19 protein-coding genes are annotated in these 26,240 nt (G+C 34.9%); 16 read left to right on the forward strand and 3 right to left on the reverse strand.

Annotation, left to right across the window (positions count from 1 at the left end; all coding sequences use genetic code 11):
- Positions 1-15: 15 nt before the first annotated feature.
- The 9 genes from GSY47_RS02110 to GSY47_RS02150 all read left to right on the forward strand — a co-directional run bounded on the left by GSY47_RS02110 (position 16) and on the right by GSY47_RS02150 (position 16,099).
- On the forward strand, positions 16-1,488 hold the full coding sequence (locus GSY47_RS02110; protein ID WP_179002896.1) for a RagB/SusD family nutrient uptake outer membrane protein: 1,473 nt from the start codon (positions 16-18) through the stop codon (positions 1,486-1,488).
- 198 nt (positions 1,489-1,686) lie between these two features.
- Complete coding sequence (locus GSY47_RS02115; RefSeq protein ID WP_179002895.1) at positions 1,687-3,603, forward strand: arylsulfatase; 1,917 nt, start codon at positions 1,687-1,689, stop codon at positions 3,601-3,603.
- A 238-nt stretch (positions 3,604-3,841) separates the two neighbouring features.
- Positions 3,842-4,897 carry a sterol desaturase family protein gene (locus GSY47_RS02120; RefSeq protein WP_179002894.1) on the forward strand — a complete coding sequence of 352 codons (1,056 nt, stop codon included), beginning with the start codon at positions 3,842-3,844 and terminating at the stop codon, positions 4,895-4,897.
- A gap of 11 nt (positions 4,898-4,908) precedes the next feature.
- On the forward strand, positions 4,909-5,625 hold the full coding sequence (locus GSY47_RS02125; protein WP_179002893.1) for a thioredoxin domain-containing protein: 717 nt from the start codon (positions 4,909-4,911) through the stop codon (positions 5,623-5,625).
- Between the two features lie 199 nt (positions 5,626-5,824).
- Positions 5,825-7,447 (forward strand): sulfatase-like hydrolase/transferase, encoded by a 1,623-nt coding sequence (locus tag GSY47_RS02130; protein ID WP_179002892.1) that lies wholly within the window; start codon positions 5,825-5,827, stop codon positions 7,445-7,447.
- A gap of 123 nt (positions 7,448-7,570) precedes the next feature.
- Complete coding sequence (locus GSY47_RS02135) at positions 7,571-8,830, forward strand: YeiH family protein (protein ID WP_219071085.1); 1,260 nt, start codon at positions 7,571-7,573, stop codon at positions 8,828-8,830.
- A 913-nt stretch (positions 8,831-9,743) separates the two neighbouring features.
- Complete coding sequence (locus GSY47_RS02140) at positions 9,744-12,791, forward strand: SusC/RagA family TonB-linked outer membrane protein (protein ID WP_179002890.1); 3,048 nt, start codon at positions 9,744-9,746, stop codon at positions 12,789-12,791.
- Positions 12,792-12,801: 10 nt separating this feature from the next.
- On the forward strand, positions 12,802-14,250 hold the full coding sequence (locus tag GSY47_RS02145; protein ID WP_179002889.1) for a RagB/SusD family nutrient uptake outer membrane protein: 1,449 nt from the start codon (positions 12,802-12,804) through the stop codon (positions 14,248-14,250).
- A gap of 196 nt (positions 14,251-14,446) precedes the next feature.
- On the forward strand, positions 14,447-16,099 hold the full coding sequence (locus GSY47_RS02150) for an arylsulfatase (RefSeq protein WP_179002888.1): 1,653 nt from the start codon (positions 14,447-14,449) through the stop codon (positions 16,097-16,099).
- A gap of 164 nt (positions 16,100-16,263) precedes the next feature.
- Here GSY47_RS02150 and rocD read toward each other — a convergent pair whose 3' ends face one another.
- The gene (rocD, locus tag GSY47_RS02155; RefSeq protein ID WP_179002887.1) at positions 16,264-17,514 is read right to left on the reverse strand and encodes an ornithine--oxo-acid transaminase; all 1,251 of its coding nucleotides are present in this window, start codon (positions 17,512-17,514) and stop codon (positions 16,264-16,266) included.
- A gap of 223 nt (positions 17,515-17,737) precedes the next feature.
- Between rocD and GSY47_RS02160 the strand changes: the two genes are divergently transcribed.
- The 4 genes from GSY47_RS02160 to GSY47_RS02175 all read left to right on the forward strand — a co-directional run bounded on the left by GSY47_RS02160 (position 17,738) and on the right by GSY47_RS02175 (position 21,141).
- Positions 17,738-18,190, forward strand: coding sequence for an Lrp/AsnC family transcriptional regulator (locus GSY47_RS02160; protein WP_179002886.1), 453 nt, complete (start codon positions 17,738-17,740; stop codon positions 18,188-18,190).
- 106 nt (positions 18,191-18,296) lie between these two features.
- Positions 18,297-19,070: a dienelactone hydrolase family protein gene (locus tag GSY47_RS02165; protein ID WP_179002885.1), complete on the forward strand. Its 774-nt coding sequence runs from the start codon at positions 18,297-18,299 to the stop codon at positions 19,068-19,070.
- A gap of 43 nt (positions 19,071-19,113) precedes the next feature.
- The gene (locus GSY47_RS02170; RefSeq protein ID WP_179002884.1) at positions 19,114-20,115 is read left to right on the forward strand and encodes a DUF3667 domain-containing protein; all 1,002 of its coding nucleotides are present in this window, start codon (positions 19,114-19,116) and stop codon (positions 20,113-20,115) included.
- Positions 20,116-20,124: 9 nt separating this feature from the next.
- Positions 20,125-21,141: a M28 family peptidase gene (locus GSY47_RS02175; protein ID WP_179002883.1), complete on the forward strand. Its 1,017-nt coding sequence runs from the start codon at positions 20,125-20,127 to the stop codon at positions 21,139-21,141.
- A 168-nt stretch (positions 21,142-21,309) separates the two neighbouring features.
- Here GSY47_RS02175 and rho read toward each other — a convergent pair whose 3' ends face one another.
- Complete coding sequence (gene rho, locus GSY47_RS02180) at positions 21,310-23,142, reverse strand: transcription termination factor Rho (RefSeq protein WP_179002882.1); 1,833 nt, start codon at positions 23,140-23,142, stop codon at positions 21,310-21,312.
- Positions 23,143-23,325: 183 nt separating this feature from the next.
- On the opposite strand from rho, the gene GSY47_RS02185 reads away from it, so the two are divergent.
- The 3 genes from GSY47_RS02185 to GSY47_RS02195 all read left to right on the forward strand — a co-directional run bounded on the left by GSY47_RS02185 (position 23,326) and on the right by GSY47_RS02195 (position 25,471).
- A complete protein-coding gene (locus GSY47_RS02185; RefSeq protein ID WP_179002881.1) occupies positions 23,326-23,736 on the forward strand; it encodes a DUF4293 domain-containing protein in 411 nt (136 codons plus the stop codon).
- A gap of 146 nt (positions 23,737-23,882) precedes the next feature.
- A complete protein-coding gene (locus GSY47_RS02190; RefSeq protein ID WP_179002880.1) occupies positions 23,883-24,542 on the forward strand; it encodes a response regulator transcription factor in 660 nt (219 codons plus the stop codon).
- 11 nt (positions 24,543-24,553) lie between these two features.
- A complete protein-coding gene (locus tag GSY47_RS02195; RefSeq protein ID WP_179002879.1) occupies positions 24,554-25,471 on the forward strand; it encodes a sensor histidine kinase in 918 nt (305 codons plus the stop codon).
- A gap of 2 nt (positions 25,472-25,473) precedes the next feature.
- Here the strand turns inward: GSY47_RS02195 and GSY47_RS02200 are convergent, their stop codons facing one another.
- Positions 25,474-25,968: a metallophosphoesterase family protein gene (locus GSY47_RS02200; RefSeq protein WP_179002878.1), complete on the reverse strand. Its 495-nt coding sequence runs from the start codon at positions 25,966-25,968 to the stop codon at positions 25,474-25,476.
- Between the last annotated feature and the right edge of the window lie 272 nt (positions 25,969-26,240).

Raw genomic sequence — 26,240 nt, forward strand, 5'->3', positions numbered from 1 at the left:
TAAAAAATATATAAAATGAAAAAGATCATTATAACATTCCTTTTAAGTGCCGGATTATTGGTATCGTGCACAGAGCTGGAGGTAACACCAACCTCTTTTGTAACCGAAGACAATTACTTTATCACTCAGGATGATGCTGTTGCTAGTGTTACCGCAGTTTATGCTTCCTTAAGCCTTGATCCGGGAGAACAGAGTTTATTTGGACGAAATCTTTATTTCCTAACCGATATGGGTTCCGATTATGCAGCTGCAGGAGTTTCTGCTACCAATCCGCAGGTAAGAGCCATGAGCGCTTTAACACACGATGCCACAACCGACCGTGTTCAGGTAGCCTGGAGACAAATTTATGCCGGAATCAACAGAGCTAATGTTTCGATTGATAATATTCCGAAAGTAACGGGTAATGAAGTTATCAAAACACGATTAATTAATGAAGCAAAGTTTATCAGGGCATTGCTTTATTTTCAGGCAGTACGTCTTTGGGGTGGTGTGCCGATTGTTTTGCACGAAGCGACTTCTATACAATTGGGCAGTCTTAAAACAAACAGAGCAACTGTAGAAGAAGTTTATACGCAAATTATTAAAGATTTAACAGATGCAGAGTCTTTACCTCCGACCTATACTGCTGCAGATGCCGGCCGCGCCACTTCTGGAGCTGCGAAAGCCATTTTAGCAAAAGTGTATCTGACTAGAAAAGATTGGCCAAATGCAATTGCAAAATCGAGAGAAGTAATTAACGGCGGTTATGGATATGCTTTGTTTGAAGATTTTCAAGATATTTTCACTAAAACTAAAAAGAACGGAAAAGAACATATTTTCTCTGTTCAATTCGAGCCAAATCAAGCAGGAAACGGTTCTAGCGGAAGCACTTTTCAAGCAACATCCTTTACTGGATTTACAGCAACAGAACCAGCAGATATTATTTCAGATGTTGCTTTATTTTATGACATCTATGCTCCTGGAGACAAAAGAAGAGACGTTAGCTACGCCAAGCAATTGCTTAATCCGACAACGGGAACGCTTTATACTTTTCCAAAACCAATTTTCAAAAAATATCTGGATTTAACCAATCTGGCAACACCTGCAAACGTATCAATCAACTTTCCTGTGATTCGTTATGCCGACATCCTTCTGTCTCTAGCGGAAGCGATAAACGAACAAAGCGGCCCAACAGCAGAAACTTACGAATTGATCAATCAAATTCGCAGAAGAGCCTTCGGAAAAGCCATTACAACGCCAGATGCAACAGTAGATTTAAGTGGATTAAATCAGGCAACATTTAGAGCGGCGATTCAGGAAGAACGCAAAAAAGAATTTGTACAGGAAGGACAAAGATGGTTCGATTTAGTGCGCTGGGGAACTTTGGTTACAGAAGTAAAAAAAGTAACTGCTAAAAACTCCGTTTCAGAACGAAATAACCTTTATCCGATTCCGCAGAGTGAAAGAAATATCAATCCGGATGGCTTACCTCAAAATCCTGGATATTAAAAGTTTTAAACACATAGAGACATAGATTTTTTTTAATTATTAATAAAGAAAGTAAAAGAGAAACTCGTTTCTCCACACATAGTTGCTATGTAAATTGAAATAAGTGAAACGCCTTTTATCGATTCTAAAAACTATGATTCTATGTGTTTAAAAAAGATTGAAGATTAGAAAACCTTATAACTAAAAAACTATAAAATCATGAAAAATTTAAAAAATAACCTTTTAATCAAAAGTCCTAAAAAGGGGCTTTTGATTACTGCAATACTGGTTGCTCAATTAGGATTTGCACAAGACACACAAGAATTTAAAGGAACTATTGGTCAGACTTTGGCAGATTCAAAAGAATATTGGCCTGAGCCTGTAACCGCTCCAAAGGGCGCTCCAAATGTGGTTTGGATTTTATTGGATGATGTTGGATTTGGCGCTTCAAGTGCATTTGGAGGTTTAATCAACACTCCTACTTTTGATAATCTGGCAAACAATGGTTTACGTTATACCAATTTCCATACAACAGCGATTTGCGCACCGACCCGCGCCGCTTTGTTGACGGGAAGAAATTCAGGAAGAGTTCATGTAAGCGGATTTTCGCATACTATTTTATCAGCAGGTTTTCCAGGTTGGGATGGAAGAATTCCGTCTGATAAAGGAACTATTGCGGAGATTCTTCGTGCAAACGGATACAATACTTTTGCAGTTGGAAAATATGGTGTCACACCAGACGAAGAAGCTTCAGATGCTGGGCCGTTTGACAGATGGCCGACTGGAAAAGGTTTCGATCATTTCTACGGATTCTTAGGCTCGCAGACCGATCAATACAATCCTGATTTAGTAGAAGACCAAGTTCATATAAAACCTGATGGACGCCATTTAAATGAATTAATTACCGACAAAGCCATCAGCTATATTCAGAAACAGCAGAAAGCCGCGCCTGGAAAACCATTTTTCTTATACTATGCGCCGGGAGCAGTTCATGCACCTCATCAGGTTGCCGAAAAATGGGTGGAGCCTTACAAAGGAAAATTTGACGAAGGCTGGGATGTTTACCGCGAAAAAGTTTTGGCTAACCAAAAGAAATTAGGAACTGTTCCTGCAAATGCTGTTTTACCAGAACGTAACGCCCTTATTACTGAATGGAAAAAATTGACTCCAGACCAAAAGAAAGTATATGCAAGATTCATGGAAGTTTATGCTGGATTCCTGACTTATACCGATTATGAAATCGGAAGAGTGGTGAATTACCTAAAAGAAAGCGGTCAATTGGACAATACTTTAATTTTTGTTGCTATTGGAGATAACGGAGCCAGTAAAGAAGGAACTCTGCAGGGAACAATCAATCAGAGCCTATTTTCTCAAGGGAAAACAGATGAAGAAAACTTCCAAAGCAATTTGAATAACATCGGTGAAATTGGAACGGCGAAAGGTTTAAACACGAACTATCCTTTGGGTTGGGCACAAGCTACAAATGTTCCTTTTAAAAACTGGAAACAAGATGCACATTCTGAAGGAGGAACGCGTAACCCTTTGATTGTATTTTATCCAAACGGAATTAAAGATAAAGGTGGCATCAGAAATCAATACAGCCACGTGACTGATTTGCTTCCAACAACTTTAGCCATTACTGGAATTAAAGCTCCAGAATATATCAAAGGAATTAAACAGGATATTATTCAAGGCTCTTCATTCCAAGCTTCTTTAGACAATCCAAAAGCAGAATCACTTCATAAAATTCAATATTACTACATCTTTGGAAACAGAGCAATTTACAAAGATGGATGGAAAGCTTCTGCCGCACATTTACCAGATTCATTTGCTGTAAAAAAATCTTTAGGAAGCAATGAAAAACCTGCACCAAGCAATTTCGATACCGACGTTTGGGAATTATATAATCTAAATGAAGACTTCAACGAACGTAATAATCTAGCGAAAAAATATCCAGAAAAGCTAGCTGAACTTCAAAAATTATTTGACGAACAAGCCAAAGAAAACAATGTTTACCCATTGATTGACTGGCAGGATGTGTACAACAGAAGAATTCACAACACTGGAGCAGATAAAGGAAAAACAGTTTCTGATTTAATCAAACAGGCCACTAAACCTGGAGGAACCAATAACTAGTAATTACACAACCTGCAAGGTTTCTAAAACCTTGTAGGTTTAAATTATAAAAACTAAAAAAAACATACCTACAAGGTTTTGGAAACCTTGCAGGAAATAAAATATAAAGATTATGAAACGAGTAGATTATGAAATTATCGGAAAAAAGATTGTCGTGGGGATAATCTTGTTTTTAGTGCCGTTGGCCATTCTCGCTGGCGGATTAACCTTAATTAATCAATTTTTAAAATAAGAAATCATGGCAATAGTTCAAAAAGAAAAATTAGTAAGAGACTTAACGATAAGTTTTTTCATTTATTCATTGCCTGTTGTGGCAATTTACCTTTATTTTAAACTAACTGGCGGTGCTGTAAGCGAATCGCATTTAACATTACCTCCATTCTTAGAATTTGCGCAACCTGTTTTTGCTAATATCAGAACTTGGGGACTAACGGTATTTATGATCGTTTTAGGAATTATAGAATTCGCCGCAGGTTTATACGATGACGAATGGACTGGCGAAGAACGCAAAATTGATATTGTTTGTTTCTTAGCTCCAAAATTACTGTTACCACCCGTAATTGCTTTTTTCAGCTTAACTGCTTTGCCGTATTTATTACCAAACGCTGCAAATGCATTATCTTGGGTTCCGTTTTGGGGAGGTTTTTTCCTAATTGCAATTGCCGATGATTTAACGCAGTATTGGTATCACAGATTGCATCATCAGGTTCCGTTTTTATGGCGTTTCCACAGAACACATCATTCGGCTCCGTATATGGGAATGGCGATGGCTTCGAGACAAAACTTTATTTATACGGTTTTCTTTTCTCAAATTTATTTGACTGCAACTTTAACTTATTTAGGTTTAGGGCTTCCGGCTTTATTTGTTTTGGTAATCAAAAGTGTCATCACTTTAGGCGCACACTCAAGTATTCCTTGGGATAAACCTTTCTACAAATACAAAGTATTACATCCAATTGCATGGGTTTTAGAAAGACTGATTTCTACTCCGGCAACGCATCACGCACATCACGCAGATACAAGTGGAGACGGTGTTGGACATTTTAAAGGAAACTTCGGAAACATGTTTTTTATTTGGGATGTTATTTTTGGAACAGGATTAATTACACGTCAATACCCAAAATCATTCGGAACAAAATCATACAAACAGGAAGAATGGTACGCACAGTTTCTTTGGCCGATTTTTAAATCGAAAAAAGAAGGAAGTTCCCTTGCTGAAGGTGTATTATCACTTCCATCAAAACCAAAAGCAGTTATAGAAGAAACTCCTGCACCAGTTTTAGAACAAGTATAATATTTCCGGATATGAAAAATCAAATCTTAAAAACCAGCTTAACAGCAATTGCCTTTTTATTGGCGATTGCTGTCTTTTCGCAGAATGAAAACCATAATTCATTATCTTTAGATTCCTTTTATTCTAAAATAAAAAGTCAAAAGAATCCACAGATTGTTGATGCGAGAACTTCAGAAGAATTTGCTCTAAATCATATTGAAGGCGCAGTAAATTTTAATCTTCAATCTGAAAATTACGATAATTATATTGCTAAACTAGATAAGTCTAAACCTGTTTTTATTTATTCAATCGGTGCCGGCAGAAGTGTTGCTCTAGAAAAAGAATTACTAAAAAATGGATTTGCTGAAGCTTATAGCTTAGAGGGTGGCATTGCCAATTGGATTGGAAATGGAAAACCTTTTTATTCTAATCTGAAAAGCAAATTGTCTTTAGCAGAATTCAATAAAATTATTGCTTCGAACAAAAATGTTTTGGTTGATATTGGTTCCAAATACTGTGGGCCTTGCAAAAAAGTAAAACCTATTTTAGAAACTATCAGAACAGAATACGGTTCGAATTTAAAAATCGTAGAAATTGAACTGGAAGACAGTCCGCAGGTTATTGCCGATTTAAAAAAAGTAAAAGTTTTTCCGACTTTAATTCTATATGAAAACGGAAAAATTATTTTTAAGAAGGAAGGGATTAGTGATTTGAAAAATGAGGTTGATGTTGCATTGGCTTCGAAGTAATCTCGAAACTTTTTAGACTCACATAACCACAATATTGTCATTTCGACGAAGGAGAAATCTCCACGAGTAACTCCGCAACGAATGTTCAATCTTTGTAGAGCTTCTTACGAAGATTTCTCCTCCGTCGAAATGACAAAAAATGCGTAAAACTTTGACAAAGTTCTTACCCTCCTATGAAAAACTAACCAAAACCAAACTTATGGCAACCTATAAAAAAATAACCAAAATTGTTATCCCAATTTTAATAGTGCTTTTCATTCTAGCAGCTTTTCTTTTCTGGCCAATTAATACTGATGGTACTTTAGTCAAAGAAAATGAAAAACTGGCAGAAGGGAAAAAAGCTTTTTTAGCTTCCAAACCAAAATCTGATTCACTTTCAGAGAAAAAGACCAATATTATCATTCTGCTTGCTGATGATTTGGGCAAATATGATATTTCACTCTATGGCGGAAAATCGACGCCTACTCCACAAATTGATTCTCTGGCCGCCTCGGGAGTTACTTTTACGGATGGTTACGCCTCTGCTGCAATCTGTTCTCCATCTCGCGCCGGATTAATCACGGGAAGATACCAGGAACGTTTTGGGCACGAATATCAGCCAGGAGATCGCTATCCCAAAAACAATCTGGAATATTATGCTTTTAAATATTTACTGAATACCAATGATTGGAGATTAAATGATAAAATCGAATATCCAAACGAGGCTTCTATCAAAACACAAGGGCTTCCGAAATCTGAAATTACTTTTGCTGATTTAGCCAAAAGGCAAGGTTACGCTACAGGAATCATTGGTAAATGGCATTTAGGCCACAACAAAGGATTTTTTCCTCTAGACCGTGGCTTCGATTATCATTACGGATTTTATCAGGCGTTCTCCTTGTATGTTCCGGAAGATGACAATCCGGATATTATCAATCATCATCATAAAGATTTTACCGATAAAATGATTTGGGGAAAAGGCCGTGTTGGAATCGGTCAAATTCGTCGTGATACTACTGTTATTGATGAAAAAGCGTATTTAACCGAAAAATTTGCCGAAGAAGCCGAAGCTTTCATCGATAAAAATAAAAACAAACCATTTTTGCTTTACATTCCATTCAACGCACCACATACGCCGTTTCAGGTTCGTAAAAAATATTACGATCGTTTTCCGAATGTAAAAGACGAAAATAAACGTGTTTATTTTGCCATGATCAGCGCTTTGGATGATGCGATTGGAAGAATTCGTGAAAAAGTAAAAAAAGAGGGCCTTGAAGACAATACCTTAATCATTTTTGCCAGTGATAATGGAGGTGCCGATTATACTTTTGCTACAACAAATGCTCCGCTAAAAGGCGGTAAATTTTCGCATTTTGAAGGCGGAATAAATGTCCCTTTTGCACTTTCGTGGAAGGGAAAAATCAAACCTCATACGGTTTATAAACAGCCTGTAAGCACTTTAGATTTTTTTACCACCATTGCAGCAACGATTGGTTCAGATTTACCAAAAGACAGAGTTTACGATGGAGTTGATTTAGTCAAAACTGTCAATGAAAACAAGGTCGCGCACAAAGATTTATACTGGCGATCTGGTGATGCAAAAGCCATTAGAAGCGGTGACTGGAAATTGGTCATTAGCGGCAAAACACATGAAAAATGGTTGTATAATCTAGCTTCGGATAAATTTGAAACAACAGACCTCTCACAAAAAAATCCTGAAAAGGTAAAAGAATTACAAACTGCGCTTCAAACCTGGGAAAAAGGATTGATCAAACCGCTTTGGCCAAACTTGACCTATTATGAATTCAATTTTGGAAAACAGAAGTACTTTGTTGATTTGTAATCTCTTAATTCAAAAAATTATTTCCTGCAAGGTTTCCAAAACCTTGTAGGTTTACTTTATCTATTCAAATAATAATTAATACCTACAAGGTTTTGGAAACCTTGCAGGAAAGCAAAATAAAAAATGTCAACCTCAACAAAATTTACCATTCACGAAGACTGGACTGTCGTTATTCTCGGTTTTCTTATTATTGGAATCTCTCTTTTTATTTTTCTGCCAGAAGTTCCTGTTTTCAAATGGGCAAGTGGAAACGATTTAATTTCCAATGTATTCGAAATCAAAAACCTTCAACATATTGGTTTTCAATTTATTTATTTTCTTCTAATTGGAAGTGTCGGAACTTTTTTAGTTGGAAAATCAGTTAAAAATTTCATTCTAGGATTTCCAATAATTTATTTCTTAACTATAATCGCTTTAATTCTTGCTGGAAATACAGAAGTTAAAGCACTAAATCTAGAAGCTGTAATTTTTAGTTTAGTAATCGGATTATTAATTGGCAACTTTTTCAAACTTCCGGAGTGGTTTCGTTCTGCTCTATCAACTGAACTTTTTGTCAAAATCGGATTGGTTTTGCTGGGAACAAGCGTTATTTTTTCAGATATTCTAAAGGCAGGTTCATTGGGCTTAATTCAGGCATTGGTGGTTGTTTTATCTGTCTGGTATTTTGCCTTTTGGCTTTGCCGAAAACTAAAAGTAGACGACGAATTGACCATGATGATTTCGAGTGCGGTTTCCATCTGTGGAGTTTCGGCGGCAATTGCAACTTCTGGAGCGATAAAAGGAGATTCTAAAAAATTATCTTATGTGATTTCGATGGTTTTGGTTACCGCCATTCCCATGATGATTTTTATGCCAATTATTGCGAGTCATTTTAATTTTCCTGAAGAAGTTACAGGAGCGTGGCTTGGGGGTAGTATTGATACTTCAGGTGCTGTTGTGGCTTCTGGAACTTTGGTTGGCGAAACGGCTTTAAAAATAAGCACGATTGTCAAATTTTCTCAAAATGTTTTATTGGGTTTAGCCGCTTTTGCCATTTCTATTTATTGGACTTATACGCATAATAAATCGGCTGAAGTTCAGGAATCGAAACCGACACTGAGCGTAATTTGGGAACGTTTTCCAAAGTTTGTTATCGGGTTTATTGGAGCTTCTATTATTTTCTCCTTTTTCATTGCACCTGAAACTCGCGAAACCGTAAAAGAAATTTTAAAAAACCTGCAAGGACTTTGGTTCGCTTTGGCTTTTACCAGTATTGGTTTGGAAACTAATTTTAAAGATTTGCTTCAAAACAATAGCAGAAAACCTTTAATAGCATTTTTGACGGCACAGTTGTTTAATGTCATTATTACATTGATTATCGCTTTTTTACTTTTTAAACCTTAAAAAACGATTTTTTCTTAACGACACCAACAGATTTTAAAAACCTGTCGGGTATGTCTTTTATGAAACAGATTATTTTTCAATTTTTCAATTGCCTCCAGCTTTAGCTGGAGGTTTATAATTTAATCTTTTTGGGGCTTTAGCCAAACTTAATTTTTGGCTAAAGCCTTTTTTCTACCATCAAACACAAACCTCCAGCTAAAGCTGGAGGCAATTCATTAAATTTTTCAAACTCCCAAATACTTGAACCTCAGAAAGTAGAAAAAACTTAAAATCATATAATTAAAAGATAAAAAAGCAAGTAAAAACTGTCTAAAACAAAACAGCTTTTACTTGCTTTTATTTTTCCACAAAAAATAAATAAACAGCTAAATATCAACTACTTAAATTCGTTAAAAATATATTTTAAATTCTTCTGACTACACTTTTTTCTAAAAAAATTAAATAATCTTTTGGTTTTCTTTACAATAAAATTAACTTTGTCTATAGGATTAGTAGAGTTTAAACAATTAATAACTACATTTTGAAAACAACAGCTTATACATCGCAATACATTCTTCCTAAAAAAATCACTTATAACAACTTCCGTTATATGTGTATGTGCTGTTAAAATCCAATTTCATTTTTGTTTTCAATTCGAAAATAAAATCACAAACTAAATTTCATACTGACAAATCAGCCATTAATGCCTAACAACATTAAGAGCATAACCATGTCAAAATCATATTAACTAAAAAAATAATAACTAAAACAAGACTACAATGAAAATAATGCACTGCCCTACTCTTTCATAGTAAAACCCATTTCTGCGGCAACGGAAATGGCAAGACTCAAAGAACATTTATCACTAAAGAAAGCCTTCGAAAATTGACGAATCAATTTTTCGCATCGCTATATTATTTAAACCCAAAAAGTAATGAACAAGCAATTACACGCCCTTTTGTGGATTTTTGTGTTTTTAATTTCTATAGGAATTAAAGCGCAAAATACACAACCCTTAATTAATTCGACCTTAAATGGTACCGTAATCGATCAGGTAACCAATCAGCCAATTCCGGGAGTTACCGTTCAAATCAAAGGAACAACGCACGCAGCGGTAACCGATTTAGACGGAAAATTCTATTTTCAGACCGGACAAAAATTCCCTTACACTTTAGTAGTAAGTTATTTAGGTTATATCACTACAGAACATATCGCAACCAAAGATTTCGTTCAGATTTCTTTAAAAGAAGATGTTAAAGAATTAAATGAAATCGTAATCATTGGATACGGAAGCACTTCTAAAAAAGATTATACCGGAGCTGCCGAAACTGTGGCTCAAATGTCTTTAAAGGCTACACAGAAAACATTAGAAAGTTCGCTTCAGGGTTCTGTTGCAGGTGTAAACGTTACACAGACTTCGGGTGCACCGGGAGCAGGAATGAGTATCCGTATTCGCGGCGGAAGTTCTATTCAAGGAGGAAACGAACCGTTGTATGTAATCGACGGATTTCCTATATATAATTCCGAAGTAACTTCAGGCGTTTTGAGCGGTACGCCGACCAATCCACTTTCAACAATAAATCCAGCCGATATTGAATCGATTACAGTTCTGAAAGATGCTTCATCAACCGCAATTTATGGTTCCAGAGGAGCCAATGGAGTAGTTATTATTACAACCAAAAAAGGTTCGAGTACGGTAACAACTGTCAATTATGATTTTACAATCGGTCAGCAGGAAGTTCGTAAAAAGATTGATTTACTAGATGCACAAGGTTTTTCCAGATTGCGAAATGCGGCTTTATACGACTCAAATCCATCAGGCGGTACAAACCAATATCTGAGTGAGGCACAAATTGCTCAACTTGGAAAAGGAACGGACTGGCAAGATGCTGCTTTCCAAAAAGGATTGACACAGAATCATCAATTGAGTATTTCTGGCGGAAACAATCAAACCAAATTTGCCATTTCTGGAAACTATTACAATCAAGAAGGAATTATTAAAAACACCGGTTTTGAGCGTTTCAGTACTCGTGTCAACTTAACTTCAAAAATAAACAGTAAAGCAAGATTTGGTTTAAACTTAACTCTTGCTGAAACCAAAGCCAAAGTAGCTCCAAGCGGTTTGATTACAGCTTTAATAAGCATGCCTCCTACTGCAACTATTTATGAACCGGATGGAACTTATACTTTAAGAAATCCGTTTGAAAATATTTTTGCCAATCCGATAGCGACTTTAAACGAACGCAAAAATCAATCTATCACCGATCGTATTTTGGGAACTGTATATGGCGAATATGATCTTTTGAAGAATTTAGTTTTAAAAGTTTCTTTTGGAACTGATGTTATTTTCAACAAAGAAAAAAGTTATCTGCCTGCAAGCATTTATGAAGGTTCTATCACAAATGGAGAAGGAAAAATTGGTAATGCCGATTCTAAAAGCTGGTTAAACGAAAACACTTTAACCTATACTACAGTTTTTGGCGAAAAACACCATTTGAATGCTTTAGCCGGTTATACACAGCAAAGATCTACCAGAGAATTTTCGACTGCAGGATCACAGCAGTATGTAAACGACATTACAGGTTATTATAGTTTGCAAAGCGGTAATATTGCTTTAATGCCTTCTTCTGGTGAAAGTACCTGGGCTTTGAATTCTTATTTATCAAGAATCAATTACAATTACGATTCAAAATATTTCCTAACAGGAAGTATCAGAGCTGACGGTTCTTCTCGTTTTGGAAAAGATAATAAATGGGGTTATTTTCCATCTGTAGCTGCTGCTTGGCAGATTAGCAACGAAAGTTTTTTTGATCCGCTGAAAAAAGTCGTTAACAGCCTAAAAATTAGAAGCAGCTGGGGAGCAACAGGAAATCAGGAAATTGGAGAATACCAGTCTCTATCTACTTTGACGAGTGTAAAATATCTTTTTGGAGATCAGATTTATACTGGTTTTACGCCTACGAGAATTGCCAACGACAATTTAGGTTGGGAATTAACAAATCAGTTTGATGCTGGGGTTGATGTTGGTTTTTTCGAGGATAAATTGAATTTAACAGTTGATATTTATCGTAAAACCACTAAAAACTTATTGTTAGATGTTCAGCTTCCTTATACAACTGGATTTACTTCTTCTCTACAAAATTTTGGTTCTGTTCAGAATCAGGGAATCGAATTAGGTTTGAATGCTTCTCTTGGAAATACAGCTTTTTCTTGGACATCCAACTTTAATATTGCCTTTAATAGAAACAAAATTATTGCTTTAGGAAATGGTGCTGAATTCTATACTTTCGGAAATTATATTTTAAAAGTGGGACAATCACTAGGAACATTTTACGGTGCTGTTACTGACGGAATTTTACAAACGGATGAAGTTGCTACTAAAGGAGTTTTCACAGGAAATGCAACGCCAAAAGCGGGAGATCGTTTGTACAAAGACATCAACGGAGACGGCGCTTTTACAACAGCTGCAGACAGAACCAGTATTGGCGACGCACAACCAGATTTTGTTTTCGGATTCTCGAATAATTTTACTTACAGAGGTTTTGAATTAGCTGTTTTAGTAAATGGTTCGGTTGGAAATAAAATTTTGAACGGAAACTTACAAGCTTTAGAATTGTATAACGGACAGCAAAATGCCTCAACTTCTGCTTTAGACGCTTGGACACCAACAAATCCAAGTAATACGACTCCGAGAGCGAAACTAGATCCTGCACCGGTTTTCTCCAATCGATTTGTGGAAGATGGTTCTTTCGTTCGATTAAAAAACATCACTCTAAGCTACAATCTGCCTAAGAAATTATCCGAAAAACTGAGTTTAACTTCAGTTAAATTCCGTGTCATTGGAGAAAACTTACTGACTTGGACAAAATACACTGGTTTTGATCCAGAAGTAACAAACGGAACTACTATTTCTCCAGGAACAGATACTGGAATTTATCCAGCTTCTAAAACTATTTCAGGTGGACTAAGTGTAACATTCTAAAAGATTTATCATGAAAAAACTAATCATATTCAGTTTTGCGTCACTCTTTTTAATCAGTGCCTGCAATCCTTTGGACGAAGATCCAAAAGCTTTCATTTCGTCTACCAACTTTTATAAAACAACCGAAGATGCCGATGCAGCAGTAATTGCGATCCATAATGCCATCAACAGTTCAACACATACATTATACAATCGTTTAATCCAAATTGCTACTGAAATGGCTACAGACGATTACGAAGCCGGGCCAAGAGCCAGAAATGCTCATGTTAGAGCTTTATCAAACCTGACTCATGATGCTTCAAACGATCGTATGATCGAATTGTGGAGACAGAGTTATGACGGCATCAACAGAGCAAATGTGGCTATTGATAATATTGCTAAAAACCCAAATCTTAATTCTCAGAAAGACAAAGATTTGATTAATGAAGCGAAGTTTTTAAGAGCACTTTTATATTTCAATTTAGTGAGATGGTTTGGCGATGTTCCACTGGTTTTACACGAAACAACTGTTTTGACGTCAGAAGCTATTAACGTTTCGAACACACCCGAAGCCGATGTTTATACCCAAATTGAAAATGATTTGATTGATGCAGAAGCTCTTCCAGTAGTTCAGGCAAATAAAGGAAGAGTTACGGCAGGTGCTGCAAAAAGCATTTTGGCAAAAGTATATTTAACCGAAAAAAAATGGCAGAAAGCAGCTGAAAAAAGTAAAGAAATCATTGATAGCAAAGTATATGATTTATTCGAAAATTATGCTGACGTCTTTAACGTAGCAAGCAAAAACGGAAAAGAACATATTTTCTCAGCACAGTTTAAAGGTTTAACGAACTGGAATGGAAACATGCTGGCTTCTACAGCTGCGCCGACTTCTGTTCCTGGAATTGCAGGAGATCAAGCTGATGCTTTGCATAAAGAAGGCGGTCTTTTTGAGGCTTTCGCTGAAGATGACAAAAGAAAGTACATCACCTTTGCAGTAGAATTTGTGAGTCCAACTGATGGGAAAACCTATAAAGTGACGCCTCATTTCAATAAATATTATGATCCTTCGACACCAGCTTCTCCTGGACAGTCTTCTAAAAACACGCCAATTATAAGATTTGCTGAAGTTTTATTGATTTATGCTGAAGCTGTAAACGAACAAAATGGCGGGCCAACTACCGAAGCTTACGCAGCAGTGGATCGAGTGAGAACAAGAGCGGGGATTCCATTATTAGCGACAACTTCTCCTGGATTGAGTCAAGACGCTTTTAGAGAAGCTGTTTTTGAAGAAAGAAGAAAAGAATTGGTTTACGAATATCAGCGCTGGTTTGATTTGGCAAGAAGAGGCCCGGATTATTTTGTGGCAAAATTAAAAGCAGCAGGAAAAACAAACGCTCAGCCAAAGCACGTTCACTTCCCTATTCCGCAAAGAGAATTGGATTTAAATCCGAATTTAAAACAGGTTCCAGCTTGGAGGTAATTTTTTTTGAAACACATAGAAACATAGGTTTTTCTGCTTGTGAAAAAGGATATAAAAGAGAAATATATTTCTCAACACATAGCTATGATTTTTATTACAAGTGAAACGTCTTACTAAGTCTATAAAATCTATGTCTCTATGTGTTTAAAATATACTAGCGAGTAAAAAAAATATACTAATAGTAAATTATAATAAAATGAATAAAAGAATAAACATTTTATTTTCTGTCTTATTGACGGGAATAATAGGTTCTTATGAATCTGAAGCGCAAAACGCATCCTCAAAACCCAACGTAATTTTGATTATGGTCGACGATATGGGATATTCGGATTTAGGGAATTATGGTTCAGAAATTAAAACACCCAACTTAGATCGTTTGGCGAAAGAAGGAACACGTCTTCGTGAATTTTATAACAACTCAATCTGTGCGCCAACCAGAGCTTCTTTATTAACAGGGCAATATCAGCATAAAGCGGGAGTGGGTTATTTTGATGTTAATTTGGGTTTACCCGCTTATCAAGGATATTTAAACAAAGAATCTCTGACTTTGGGAGAAGTTTTCCGTTCGGGAGGTTACAGCACTTTAATGTCAGGAAAATGGCACGTTGGTTCTGAAGATCAGGCACAATGGCCAAATCAGAGAGGTTTTGATAAATTTTACGGAATCTTAAAAGGTGCGGCTAATTATTTTGATACCAAACCGCTTCCTTTCGGGAAAACAGCTTATCCGGTTAAAATGATTCGTAATAACGAAGAATTACATCCAAAAGATGATTCTTACTACTTTACAGATGAAATTGGAAACAATGCAGTTACTTTCTTAGACGAACAAAATAAAGAAAACAAACCTTTCTTTTTGTACTTAGCTTTTACTGCTCCGCACTGGCCATTACAGGCAAAAGCAGTTGACATTGCAAAATACAGAGGTAAATTTGACGAAGGCTGGGATGCTTTAAGAGAGAAAAGAATCAAAAAGTTAAGAGAAAACGGAATCTTACTGCCAAATCAGACAATTGCTCCAAGAGATCCTGAAGTTCCAGAATGGGATAAATTGACTTATGATGAAAAACAATTTTGGAAAGCCAAAATGGAAGTGTATGCCGCAATGGTTGACAACATGGATCAAAACGTTGGAAAAGTTCTAGACAAACTTAAAGCTTTAAAGAAAGACAAAAACACTTTAATCATTTTCATTGCAGACAATGGCGCTCAAGGCGGATTCAATACATACAATCCTTTAAAAAGAGGTTTAGTTCGTAATGACGGCCCAATTGGAAGTTCTGGCTCTTTTGATTATCAAGAACAAAACTGGGCATATTTATCTAATACTCCATTACAGGATTATAAAAACAATATGCACGAAGGCGGTTTCAGTTCGCCGTTTATTGCTTGGTATCCATCAAAAATAAAAGCAGGAAGAATCGATAAAGGAACTGGACACATAATTGACCTTGCTCCTACTTTTTACGAATTGGCTGGAATTGAATATCCTAAAAACTTAAACGGTGTAAACTCTAATCCGCTTGCTGGAAAAAGTTTATTGCCTGTTTTATTTGACAATGCATCAGAAGTAAACCGCGGTGCACCACTATTCTGGGAAAGAGCTGGAAACAGAGCAGTAAGAGAAGGAAAATGGAAACTAGTTTCAATCTATCCATCGTATCAATGGGAACTTTACGATCTTGAAGCTGATCGTGGCGAAACAACCAATGTTGCGACTCAAAATCCAGGAATCGTAAACGATCTTTCGGCAAAATATTTTGACTGGGCAGATAAAACAGGAGTAGTTGAATACAGTAAATTCAAACAAAAAAATGAACTGATTCCAGGCGCAGCTGCTAAGAAATAATTACTTTTTTTGATATTTTTAGTAATTATGACAAAAAGCGATTGTTGTTAGAACAGTCGCTTTTTAAAACAAAAAAATGGTCTACAAGCCAAATGTTCCTAGGAACAAAAAGGGCTGTCCCAAATTTTGGACAGCCCTTTTCTATTTTAAATCTCTAAAGAAAATTATCTAAAATCATTCAAAGATTTCTCAATAATTTCAAGACATTCGTTAATCTGTTCTTCTGTCATAACCAAAGGCGGTGCCAGTCTGATTTTGTTTCCATGAGTTGGTTTTGCTAATAATCCGTTATCTCTGAATTTTAAACAAATTTCCCAAGCCAAATCAGAATCTTCATCTGTGTTGATTACGATGGCGTTTAGAAGTCCTTTTCCTCGAACCAGCGTAATTAGGTTGTTCTTTTGAGCGATTTTATTTAATCCGTCTCTTAAAATAACTCCTAAACGTTCTGCATTTTCAGCTAGTTTTTCATCTTTAATTACTTCTAATGCTGCAATTGCAACCGCTGCTGCAACAGGATTTCCACCAAAAGTAGATCCGTGCTGCCCTGGTTTAATCACATTCATGATTTCATCATTACATAAAACTGCTGAAACTGGATAAACTCCTCCGGAAATTGCTTTTCCTAAAATCAAAACATCAGGCTGTACATTTTCGTGATGAACCGCTAATAATTTTCCAGTACGCGCAATTCCTGTCTGTACCTCATCCGCAATAAAAAGTACATTATGTTTTTCGCAAAGTGCTTTCGCTTTCGCTAAATAGCCTTCAGACGGAACATAAACTCCTGCTTCTCCTTGAATTGGTTCAACCAAAAATCCAGCAATATTTTTAGATGAATTTAAAGCGTTTTCAAGCGCTTCCAGATTATCGTATTCAATTTTTATAAAACCGTCTGTAAAAGGCCCGAAGTTTTTACGAGCTGTTTCATCGTTTGAAAATGAAATAATTGTAGTGGTTCTTCCATGAAAATTATTTTCACAAACAATAATCTGTGCTTGATTTTCTGGAATTCCTTTTACTTCATAAGCCCATTTTCTCGAAATCTTTAACGCTGTTTCAACTGCTTCAGCACCTGTATTCATTGGAAGAACTTTATCGAAACCAAAATAGTTTGTTACATATTCTTCGTAATTTCCTAATTTGTCATTGTAAAAAGCACGGGAAGTCAAAGTCAGTTTTTGCGCTTGCTCTACCATTGCATTTACAATTTTTGGATGGCAATGACCTTGATTTACCGCAGAATAAGCCGATAAGAAGTCATAATATTTTTTACCATCTACATCCCAAACGTATACACCTTCTCCGCGTTCTAAAACAACTGGAAGCGGATGGTAATTGTGAGCTCCGTATTTATTCTCTTTTTCAATCAAAACTTCTGATTTTGACGAAAGTGCTTTTTCTGTACTAATCATAATCTGCTTTTTATTTTTACAAAAATATTAAAAATTAAATTACAAAAGGCATTTAAATAGAGTTTTGACTTAAAAATAACAAAATTAGAGTCAAAATTTACATTTTAAAGCAAATAAAAAGCAAATTTTTATTTGGACAGAAACAGTAATTTGTGAATAATAATTAAAAAAAATAATTACTTTTATAAATCATCAACAACTGAAATTTAAAGATTTTTATTGAATGGATTTATTAGACGAATTTGATATCAGTATTATTAAAGAATTAGAAAAAGACGGCAGAATGGCATTTTCCGCCATCGCGGCTAATTTGAAAATATCAAATACAATGGTGCATCAGCGTATCAACCGAATGATTGAACAAGGCGTAATTGGAGGCATAAAACCAATTATTCAGGAAAAAAAAATTGGGTACGATTGGGCTTCTTTTACTGGACTTACACTAAACAAAGATTCTGATTCTGAACGAATTATTGAAGCACTTAAAGAAATTCCAGAAATTACAGAATGTTATTATGTAACGGGTTCGTTTACTTTATACATTAAAATTATAGCCAAAAATCACGAACATATGCGTCGTATTCTTTATGAAAAAATTGATGGAATTCCGGGTATTGATAAAACCGATTCGATTGTAGAATTAGGCTGTGCTTTTAAAAGAAATATATCTTTATAAACTTCATTCTCCGAACGAGAATATTCGTTATAAACCTCACAAGAATTTACTTGTGAGGTTTTTTTGTAACATATTATTTCTGATATTTGTTAAAAATTGTAGAAAAATGAAAAACTCAGTACTAATTTTATTCAGTGCAATCTTATTTTCCAATCTTATGAATGCGCAATTAAAACCCGTAAAATATTCAGAAGGAAGCCAGCAATTAAATGGTTTATTTATAAAATCGGCTAAAAAAAGTGCCAATAATCCAGGAATCTTACTTTTACCAGCATGGCTTGGAATCGATAATGCTTCTAAAGGAATTGCAGAAGAATTATCAAAACTAGGTTACCATGTATTTATCGCAGATATTTATGGAGAAGGAAACTATCCTAAAAATACTGGCGAAGCTGGAAAACAAGCTGGTTTCTATAAAACAAACTACGAAGCTTATCAAAAAAGAATCAATACTGCATTGCAGGAATTAGTAAAATTGGGTGCGAATGCTGATAATATAGTAGCTATTGGTTACTGTTTTGGAGGAACTGGAGTTTTGGAAGCAGCTAGAGGACATTTAAATGTAAAAGGAGTGGCTTCGTTTCACGGCGGTTTAGGCAAAGATGCCAGCAGAAAAATAGAACCTATAAATACAAAAGTTTTAGTTTGCCATGGTGCTGACGATCCATTTGTTCCAAAAGACGAAATTGCTTCTTTCCAGCAGGAAATGCGTGATTCTAAAGCAGATTGGGAAATGATTTATTACGCCAATTCTGTTCACTCTTTTACCAATCCAGAAGCAGGAAGTGATAATTCTAAAGGCGCAGCTTATAATGCTGTAGCAGCCAAACGTTCCTCTGATCATTTACAGCTTTTCCTAAATGAAGTTTTAAAGAAATAATACCACTTAAACTCTACCAAAAACAAATCAACTAAAAAAACCAATGTCACATAATAAAATCAGAGAAGATAAAACCTGTTTGAATTGCAGACACGTTGTAGAACAAAAATTCTGTCCAAACTGCGGACAAGAAAACAGCGACAGCCGAAAAACTTTTCACCATTTATTTATTCATTTCTTTGAAGATCTAACGCATTATGAAAATGCTTTCTGGAAAACGATTCGAAATCTTCTTCTTAAACCTTCTACGCTTACAAAAGAGTATCTTTCAGGGAAAAGATTATCTTATCTAGCTCCAGTTCGTCTGTATATCTTTATAAGTTTTATTACTTTTCTTTTAATCGCAATGTTTCCTAGTAAAGTAACTGAAGACCTAACGAAAAATGAAAAAGAAATCACTTCTAATTTTGAAAAAGAAGCTGCAAAAGAAAAGAAAGACTGGAATGAAAAATCATATTTAAAGTCTAAAACAATTGACAAATCTTATTTTCATTTGAAAAGTATGAAAGAGATTGACTCAATTCAGAAATATGGAAAGGAAAGAGAAAAGTTAAATACAACATCGTACTGGTTTTATGAAAAAGCCGTTCATGTTACTGAAAAATATACTAAAAAAGAGATAATTGTAAAATTCATCGACTCTTTTTTTCATAATCTTCCGAAAATCCTATTTATTATAATGCCGTTCTTTGCTTTTTTCTTGTGGCTTTTTCATAACAAAAAGAAATGGTATTATTTTGATCATGGTATTTTTACGCTCCATTATTTTTCATTTTTGCTACTTATTTTTCTTATTATGTTTATAATTGACAGACTTGTTGGTCTTTTTGGAGAAAATAGTCCGCTGTCTTATATATCTGCAATTACCAATTTTGCAGGAACTATCTGGATGTGTTATTATTTTTATCCAGCACATCATCGTTTTTATGGCGAGTCAAGAATCGTATCTTTTGTAAAAAGTTTCTTATTATTTATAATAAATTCTCTTTTTATTCTATTTTTACTCACTTTATACGTTCTTTACACATTTATTAATTTACACTAACTATAAGAAATGAAAAAAATACTCATTTTATTCTTAATTGTCTCTGCGTATTCATGCAAAACCGCACAGTCAGCCGCATCCAAAGACAATTCTGATCCAACCAAATATGTTAAAGCAATCAGCGAAAAAGATCTAAAGAAAATGCTGTATACGATTGCTTCTGACGAAATGGAAGGTCGTGAAACAGGTTCTGCTGGACAGAAAAAAGCGGGTCTTTACATGATTGAGCAATACAAAGAAAATGGTATCTCTTTTCCAAAAGGAGCATCAGATTATTACCAGCATATTCCAGCAGCTTTCTTAAATGCAAGACGAAACGAAAATCTGCCTGATTCTGAAAATATTTGGGCATTTATTGAAGGCTCTGAAAAACCAGATGAAATTTTAGTTATTTCTGCACATTACGATCACGTTGGAATTAAAAACGGCGAAGTTTATAATGGAGCTGATGATGATGGCTCTGGAACTGTAGCGCTTATAGAAATGGCTAAAGCATTTACTAAAGCTAAAAAACAAGGACACGGGCCAAAACGTTCGATTTTATTTCTTCATGTAACTGGAGAAGAACACGGGTTACATGGTTCTCGTTATTATTCTGAAAATCCTTTGTTTCCAATTGCGAATACTATTGCGGACATCAATATTGATATGATCGGACGCCGTGATGTAGAACATGCCAACACCAATAATTATGTATATGTAATTGGAGCTGATAGATTATCATCTGATTTACACAACGCAGTTGTGGCTCAAAACGACAAATACATTAAAATGGATTTGGATTTTAAATTTAATGATCCGAAAGACCCAAACCATTTTTATGAGCGTTCTGATCACTATAATTTCGCAAAACATGGTATTCCAGCCGTTTTCTTCTTTAATGGAGTTCACGAAGACTACCACAAACAAGGAGATGAACCACAAAAAATAGAATATGACGCTCTTACCAAAAGAACACAACTAGCTTTTGTTGTTGCATGGGAATTAGCAAATAGAGAAAATAGACCGGTAGTGGATAAGAAGTAAGATTCTAAGTACTAAGATTCTGAGATACTAAGTTTTCTCTTAGGAACGGTTATAAAAAAAGGATGAGTTAAACTCATCCTTTTTTTATTTTATATCTTTTTACTTTTAATACTTTAAATACTAAAAAACTTAGCATCTTAGCATCTTAGAACCTTAGCATCTTTAAAACTAGTCATTCATCGAAATCAAAAACTCTTCGTTGTTTTTGGTTTTCTTGAAGCGGTCGTTTACGAAATCCATAGATTCTACTGGATTCATGTCTGATAAGTATTTACGCATGATCCACATTCTTTGAAGTGTTTTTTCGTCTAATAATAAATCATCGCGACGTGTACTTGAAGAAGTAAGATCGATTGCAGGGAAAATACGTTTATTAGCTATCTTACGATCTAATTGAAGTTCCATGTTACCAGTTCCTTTAAATTCCTCGAAGATCACTTCGTCCATTTTAGAACCTGTTTCTGTTAATGCTGTTGCGATAATACTTAAAGATCCACCATTTTCTACATTTCTAGCTGCTCCGAAGAAACGTTTTGGTTTTTGTAACGCATTCGCATCAACACCACCACTTAACACTTTTCCTGATGCTGGCTGTACTGTGTTGTAAGCTCTTGCTAAACGTGTAATTGAATCTAGTAATATTACAACATCATGTCCACATTCTACTAAACGTTTTGCTTTCTCTAAAACAATGTTAGCAATTTTCACGTGTTCTTGAGGCTCTCTATCAAAAGTCGAAGCAATAACTTCTCCTCTTACACTTCTCTGCATATCTGTAACCTCCTCTGGACGTTCGTCAATAAGAAGGACAATTAAATAAACTTCTGGATGATTGGCTGCAATTGCGTTTGCTATATCTTTAAGAAGCATTGTTTTTCCTGTTTTAGGCTGTGCAACGATCATACCGCGCTGTCCTTTACCTATTGGTGAAAACAAATCTATAATTCGGGTTGAAATAGAACTTCCTTTTTCGGCAATTTTGAATTTTTCTGAAGGGAATACCGGTGTTAAATGTTCAAAAGAAACTCTGTCTCGAACCACCTGCGGGTCGTGTCCGTTAATTTTTAATACACGAACCAAAGGGAAAAATTTCTCTCCTTCTTTTGGAGGGCGAACCACTCCTTTAACTGTATCTCCAGTTTTTAAACCAAATAATCTGATTTGTGATGTTGACAAATAAATATCGTCTGGAGAAGCTAAATAATTATAATCTGATGAACGTAAAAATCCGTAACCGTCTGGCATCATTTCAAGAACGCCTTCACTTTCTATAATTCCGTCAAATTCAAAATCTGAATCCCTGAAATTATTATTGTTCTTTTTATTTTTGTGATTAGGATTTTGGTTGTTGTGATTTCCATTACCATTCCCGTTTTGATTTTGATTCTGATTCGGGTTTTGATTTTGGTTCTGGTTTTTATTTTGATTCGGATTAATCTTTTTTGCAGGAGCAAGAGGTGGAGTTTTCTCAGTTGTTTCGGCTGTTGGTTCAGAAACAGTTGGTTCTGCTGGAGTTGCTTCTACTACTTCTTCAACTGCAACATCTTGTACAGCTTCTTTTTCTTTTTTCAGCGCTACTTTCTTCTCGTAAGCCGACTTATTGAATTTCACAATTTTCGGTTCTTTTTTTGCTGCTGGTGTTTTATTTTCTGGAGCTTCTACAGTTACGTTTTCTGCAGTTGGCTGAACTGTTTCTACACTATCGTTTTTTTGAACAGTTTCCTCTACTTTATCAAATTCTAAAACGGGAGTGATTTTTGTATTTGCTGCTTTAGTTTTAGCTGGTGCAATTCTAGCGCGTTTCGGTTTGTCATCTTTAGCATCAGAAACCGCTTCTGTTTGAGGAGCTTGAGCTGGTGCATTTGTGCTCTCTTGGTGTGCTAAAATCTGACTAATCAAAGTCTCTTTTTTGACACCAGTAATCTTTATTGTTTTAGCTAACTTAGCTATTTCTTGAAGCTCAGCAAGCTTCATTTCTTTTAATGCAGAAATATCAAACATGAATATTCTATGAATTTAATTATTTTAAAGGAAATACTGTAAAAAGAATAGGTAGATAATAAATTTGAATTGACCGCAGTATGAAGTGCTTACGGTATTATGATGCAATAATACGAATAAAATTTTATCATACAATAGTATTTTAAAAAAAGAAAATATATTTTTGTAAAACATTTTTAGACCATGATACAAAGAATTCAAACTGTATATTTATTTCTCGCTTTTGTTGCAACAGGCATTTTGATGCTTTTCTTGCCACTTTGGACAACAAGCGCAGGAAAGCCGTTCTATTTTATGCAGGATCAACTTTATACTATTTTATTAGGTTTAACAACAATGCTTAGTATAATTAGTATAATTTCATTTAAAAAGAGACAAAATCAGTTTGTACTAAACAGACTGAATATCATATTAAATTTAATTTTATTAGGATTATTTGTTTATCGATCACTAAATTTATCTGGAGAAGCGGAAGTTTCTGAGAAAGGTATTGGGATGTTTCTTCCTATTGTTGCTATCGTGTTATTAGTATTAGCTAATAAGGCCATCAAAAAGGACGAAGATCTTGTAAAATCTGTAGATCGTTTGAGATAAACCTATAAACTTAGTTTATTGCGCGAAGAAGAACCCGAATTTTATATTCGGGTTTTTTTTACCCTATTATATTATAAATCAGACTTAAAGAGCACAATGAAAAGGTGATTTACATGATAAATTTGTATTTTCAAATTCAAATAATCATGACGCCAAAAATAAGAATCCATCTCGCAGACGATCATCAGGTTTTAATTGATGGACTCTCCAACTTACTAAGAACCGTTTCTAACTTTGAATTAGTAGGAAGCTCCCTTGACGGCACCACCGTTTATGATGATATACTATCTGATAAAGCCGACGTTTTGATTCTGGATATCAGCATGCCTAAAAAAGACGGCATTGAAACTCTAAAAGAATTTAAAGAAAAGCAATCTTCTTGTAAAGTCATTATTTTATCGAGTTATGATGATTTAAAAATCATAAAAGAAGTAATGAAACTAGGTGCAAAAGGATACCTGACAAAAAACTGCGCTGGAGAAAACATAATCGAAGCTGTGAACGCTGTTTATCAAGGACAGGAATATTTTAGTGATGCTATTAGAGAAAAGATTTTCAATACTTTTAAAGACAATCCTAAACTAAACCAACATATAATAATTGAAAATCCAATTTTAAGTCCCCGAGAAATTGAGATTATTATACTAATCGCTTTAGAATACAGTGGCAAAGAAATAAGTGAAAAGCTTTTTATCAGTTCTCATACGGTAGAAACACATCGCAAAAATCTTATGAAAAAGCTAAACATTAAAAGCACAATCGGCTTGGTAAAATATGCCCTAAAAAACAATTTGATTAATCCGTAGAAACAAACTTTATGATGGGTTTCAATTTTCTTATATCATTGTTTTTATGCATTGCTGTCAAAGGAACTTCTCTTTCGTATTACGCTTTGGCAAATGACAGCTTGAATACGACTCAAACACAAATACAAAACAAAACGGATCAAGAGCAAATTAAAAAATCAGAGCAGTTACGAAACAAAAAAATAGTCAGTTTATCTATTTTACTGATCATTATTATCTTTCTTCTATTCTATTTCCTTTATCAAAACAACAAATTAAAACAAAAAATAAAACGAAAAGATACCAAGCAGAAAATCCTTCTTAACATTATTAATTCTGGTATTGACACACAGGAAATAGAACGTAAAAAAATTGCTTCTTTTCTTCATGATAACATCAATTCACTTTTATCATCGGCTGGATTACATCTAAATACTTTTACGGCACAACATGATATAAAATCTGATGAAATACAAAAAGCAAAAACCATTTTATCTGAAGCTCATGAACTTTTAAGAGATATGTCTCACGATCTTGTCCCTACTCTTTTGGTTCGTTTCGGGTTAATTTATGCCCTGGAAGATCTATGCGAAAAACACTCTAATTCTGCTATCGATTTTGAATTTTCGAGTTCAATTCCAACAAGCAAAAGGTATGTGGAAAAATTTGAAATGAAAATTTATTTCATCGTCAGTGAACTATTCAATAATATTATCAAACACAGTCAGGCAGTAAAAGCCGAAATTCACTTAGTAGAGAAAAACGATGAATTAATATTGACGATAAATGATGATGGAATTGGTTTTAAAACGCAAACACTAAAAGATGCAGAAGGTTTTGGTTTAAACCGAATCAGAGCACGCATCAAGAAATATAAAGGTCGTTTGACCATTACTTCTAAAGAAAATAAGGGGACTAAGATAAAGATTCAAATTCCGTTGCCACATTAAGATTATTTTTCTCCAATTTCGATGATCTCCAAATCCTTGATTTTATCATCGTCAATTACAAATCGAAGCATTGTTCTCACTTTGTGAAAACCGCTTTTTCCAGCAGCGCCTGGATTCATGTGCAAAAGATTATTCTTTTTATCAAACATCACTTTTAAGATATGAGAATGTCCGCAGATAAAAATTTTTGGCGGATTCTGAGCCATTTCTTCTTTAATATTCGGATTGTATTTTCCCGGATAGCCTCCAATATGCGTAATCCAGACTGAGACATTCTCGCAAGAAAAACGATTGTTTAATGGAAATTCTAATCGTGCTTTAGCATCGTCGATATTCCCGTAAACTGCTCTTAATGGTTTTAGCTTTTTAATCGTATCGGTTACAACCAAATCCCCAATATCACCCGCATGCCAAACTTCATCAGCTTGATTTACGTATTTTAAAATTGTATCGTCTATATGACTGTGGGTATCTGAGAGCAGGAGGATTTTTTTCATTTTTTTCAAAAAGGGACAAAGGTTCAGAGAGACAAAGTTACAAAGGTTTTTTTATTTAGGAGCAAAGGTTCAGAGAGGTAAAGGGACAAAGTTTTTTTTGTAGAGATGCATCTCAATACGTCTTTCGTATTGTTTTAAAATTAATTACTTTTTTATATGGCGCTAGACGCACTGCAGTGCGTCTCTACAGATATGCGTGATGGAAACCTTTGTCTCTTTGTTTCTTTGTTTCTCTGAAACTTTGTTCCTAAAAAGAAAGAAACTTTTTTTCG

This window comes from Flavobacterium quisquiliarum (assembly GCF_019308285.1).
In the GTDB taxonomy this organism is placed as follows: domain Bacteria; phylum Bacteroidota; class Bacteroidia; order Flavobacteriales; family Flavobacteriaceae; genus Flavobacterium; species Flavobacterium quisquiliarum.

Excerpts from the sequence above, each read along its gene's own strand:
- rho (WP_179002882.1), bottom strand. The coding sequence starts at position 23,142 with ATGTTTGATATTTCTGCATTAAAAGAAATGAAGCTTGCTGAGCTTCAA.
- GSY47_RS02120 (WP_179002894.1), top strand. The coding sequence starts at position 3,842 with ATGGCAATAGTTCAAAAAGAAAAATTAGTAAGAGACTTAACGATAAGT.
- GSY47_RS02135 (WP_219071085.1), top strand. The coding sequence starts at position 7,571 with ATGTCAACCTCAACAAAATTTACCATTCACGAAGACTGGACTGTCGTT.
- GSY47_RS02160 (WP_179002886.1), top strand. The coding sequence starts at position 17,738 with ATGGATTTATTAGACGAATTTGATATCAGTATTATTAAAGAATTAGAA.
- GSY47_RS02190 (WP_179002880.1), top strand. The coding sequence starts at position 23,883 with ATGACGCCAAAAATAAGAATCCATCTCGCAGACGATCATCAGGTTTTA.
- GSY47_RS02175 (WP_179002883.1), top strand. The coding sequence starts at position 20,125 with ATGAAAAAAATACTCATTTTATTCTTAATTGTCTCTGCGTATTCATGC.
- GSY47_RS02185 (WP_179002881.1), top strand. The coding sequence starts at position 23,326 with ATGATACAAAGAATTCAAACTGTATATTTATTTCTCGCTTTTGTTGCA.
- GSY47_RS02150 (WP_179002888.1), top strand. The coding sequence starts at position 14,447 with ATGAATAAAAGAATAAACATTTTATTTTCTGTCTTATTGACGGGAATA.
- GSY47_RS02115 (WP_179002895.1), top strand. The coding sequence starts at position 1,687 with ATGAAAAATTTAAAAAATAACCTTTTAATCAAAAGTCCTAAAAAGGGG.
- GSY47_RS02140 (WP_179002890.1), top strand. The coding sequence starts at position 9,744 with ATGAACAAGCAATTACACGCCCTTTTGTGGATTTTTGTGTTTTTAATT.
- GSY47_RS02125 (WP_179002893.1), top strand. The coding sequence starts at position 4,909 with ATGAAAAATCAAATCTTAAAAACCAGCTTAACAGCAATTGCCTTTTTA.
- GSY47_RS02195 (WP_179002879.1), top strand. The coding sequence starts at position 24,554 with ATGATGGGTTTCAATTTTCTTATATCATTGTTTTTATGCATTGCTGTC.
- rocD (WP_179002887.1), bottom strand. The coding sequence starts at position 17,514 with ATGATTAGTACAGAAAAAGCACTTTCGTCAAAATCAGAAGTTTTGATT.
- GSY47_RS02170 (WP_179002884.1), top strand. The coding sequence starts at position 19,114 with ATGTCACATAATAAAATCAGAGAAGATAAAACCTGTTTGAATTGCAGA.
- GSY47_RS02110 (WP_179002896.1), top strand. The coding sequence starts at position 16 with ATGAAAAAGATCATTATAACATTCCTTTTAAGTGCCGGATTATTGGTA.
- GSY47_RS02145 (WP_179002889.1), top strand. The coding sequence starts at position 12,802 with ATGAAAAAACTAATCATATTCAGTTTTGCGTCACTCTTTTTAATCAGT.
- GSY47_RS02130 (WP_179002892.1), top strand. The coding sequence starts at position 5,825 with ATGGCAACCTATAAAAAAATAACCAAAATTGTTATCCCAATTTTAATA.
- GSY47_RS02200 (WP_179002878.1), bottom strand. The coding sequence starts at position 25,968 with ATGAAAAAAATCCTCCTGCTCTCAGATACCCACAGTCATATAGACGAT.
- GSY47_RS02165 (WP_179002885.1), top strand. The coding sequence starts at position 18,297 with ATGAAAAACTCAGTACTAATTTTATTCAGTGCAATCTTATTTTCCAAT.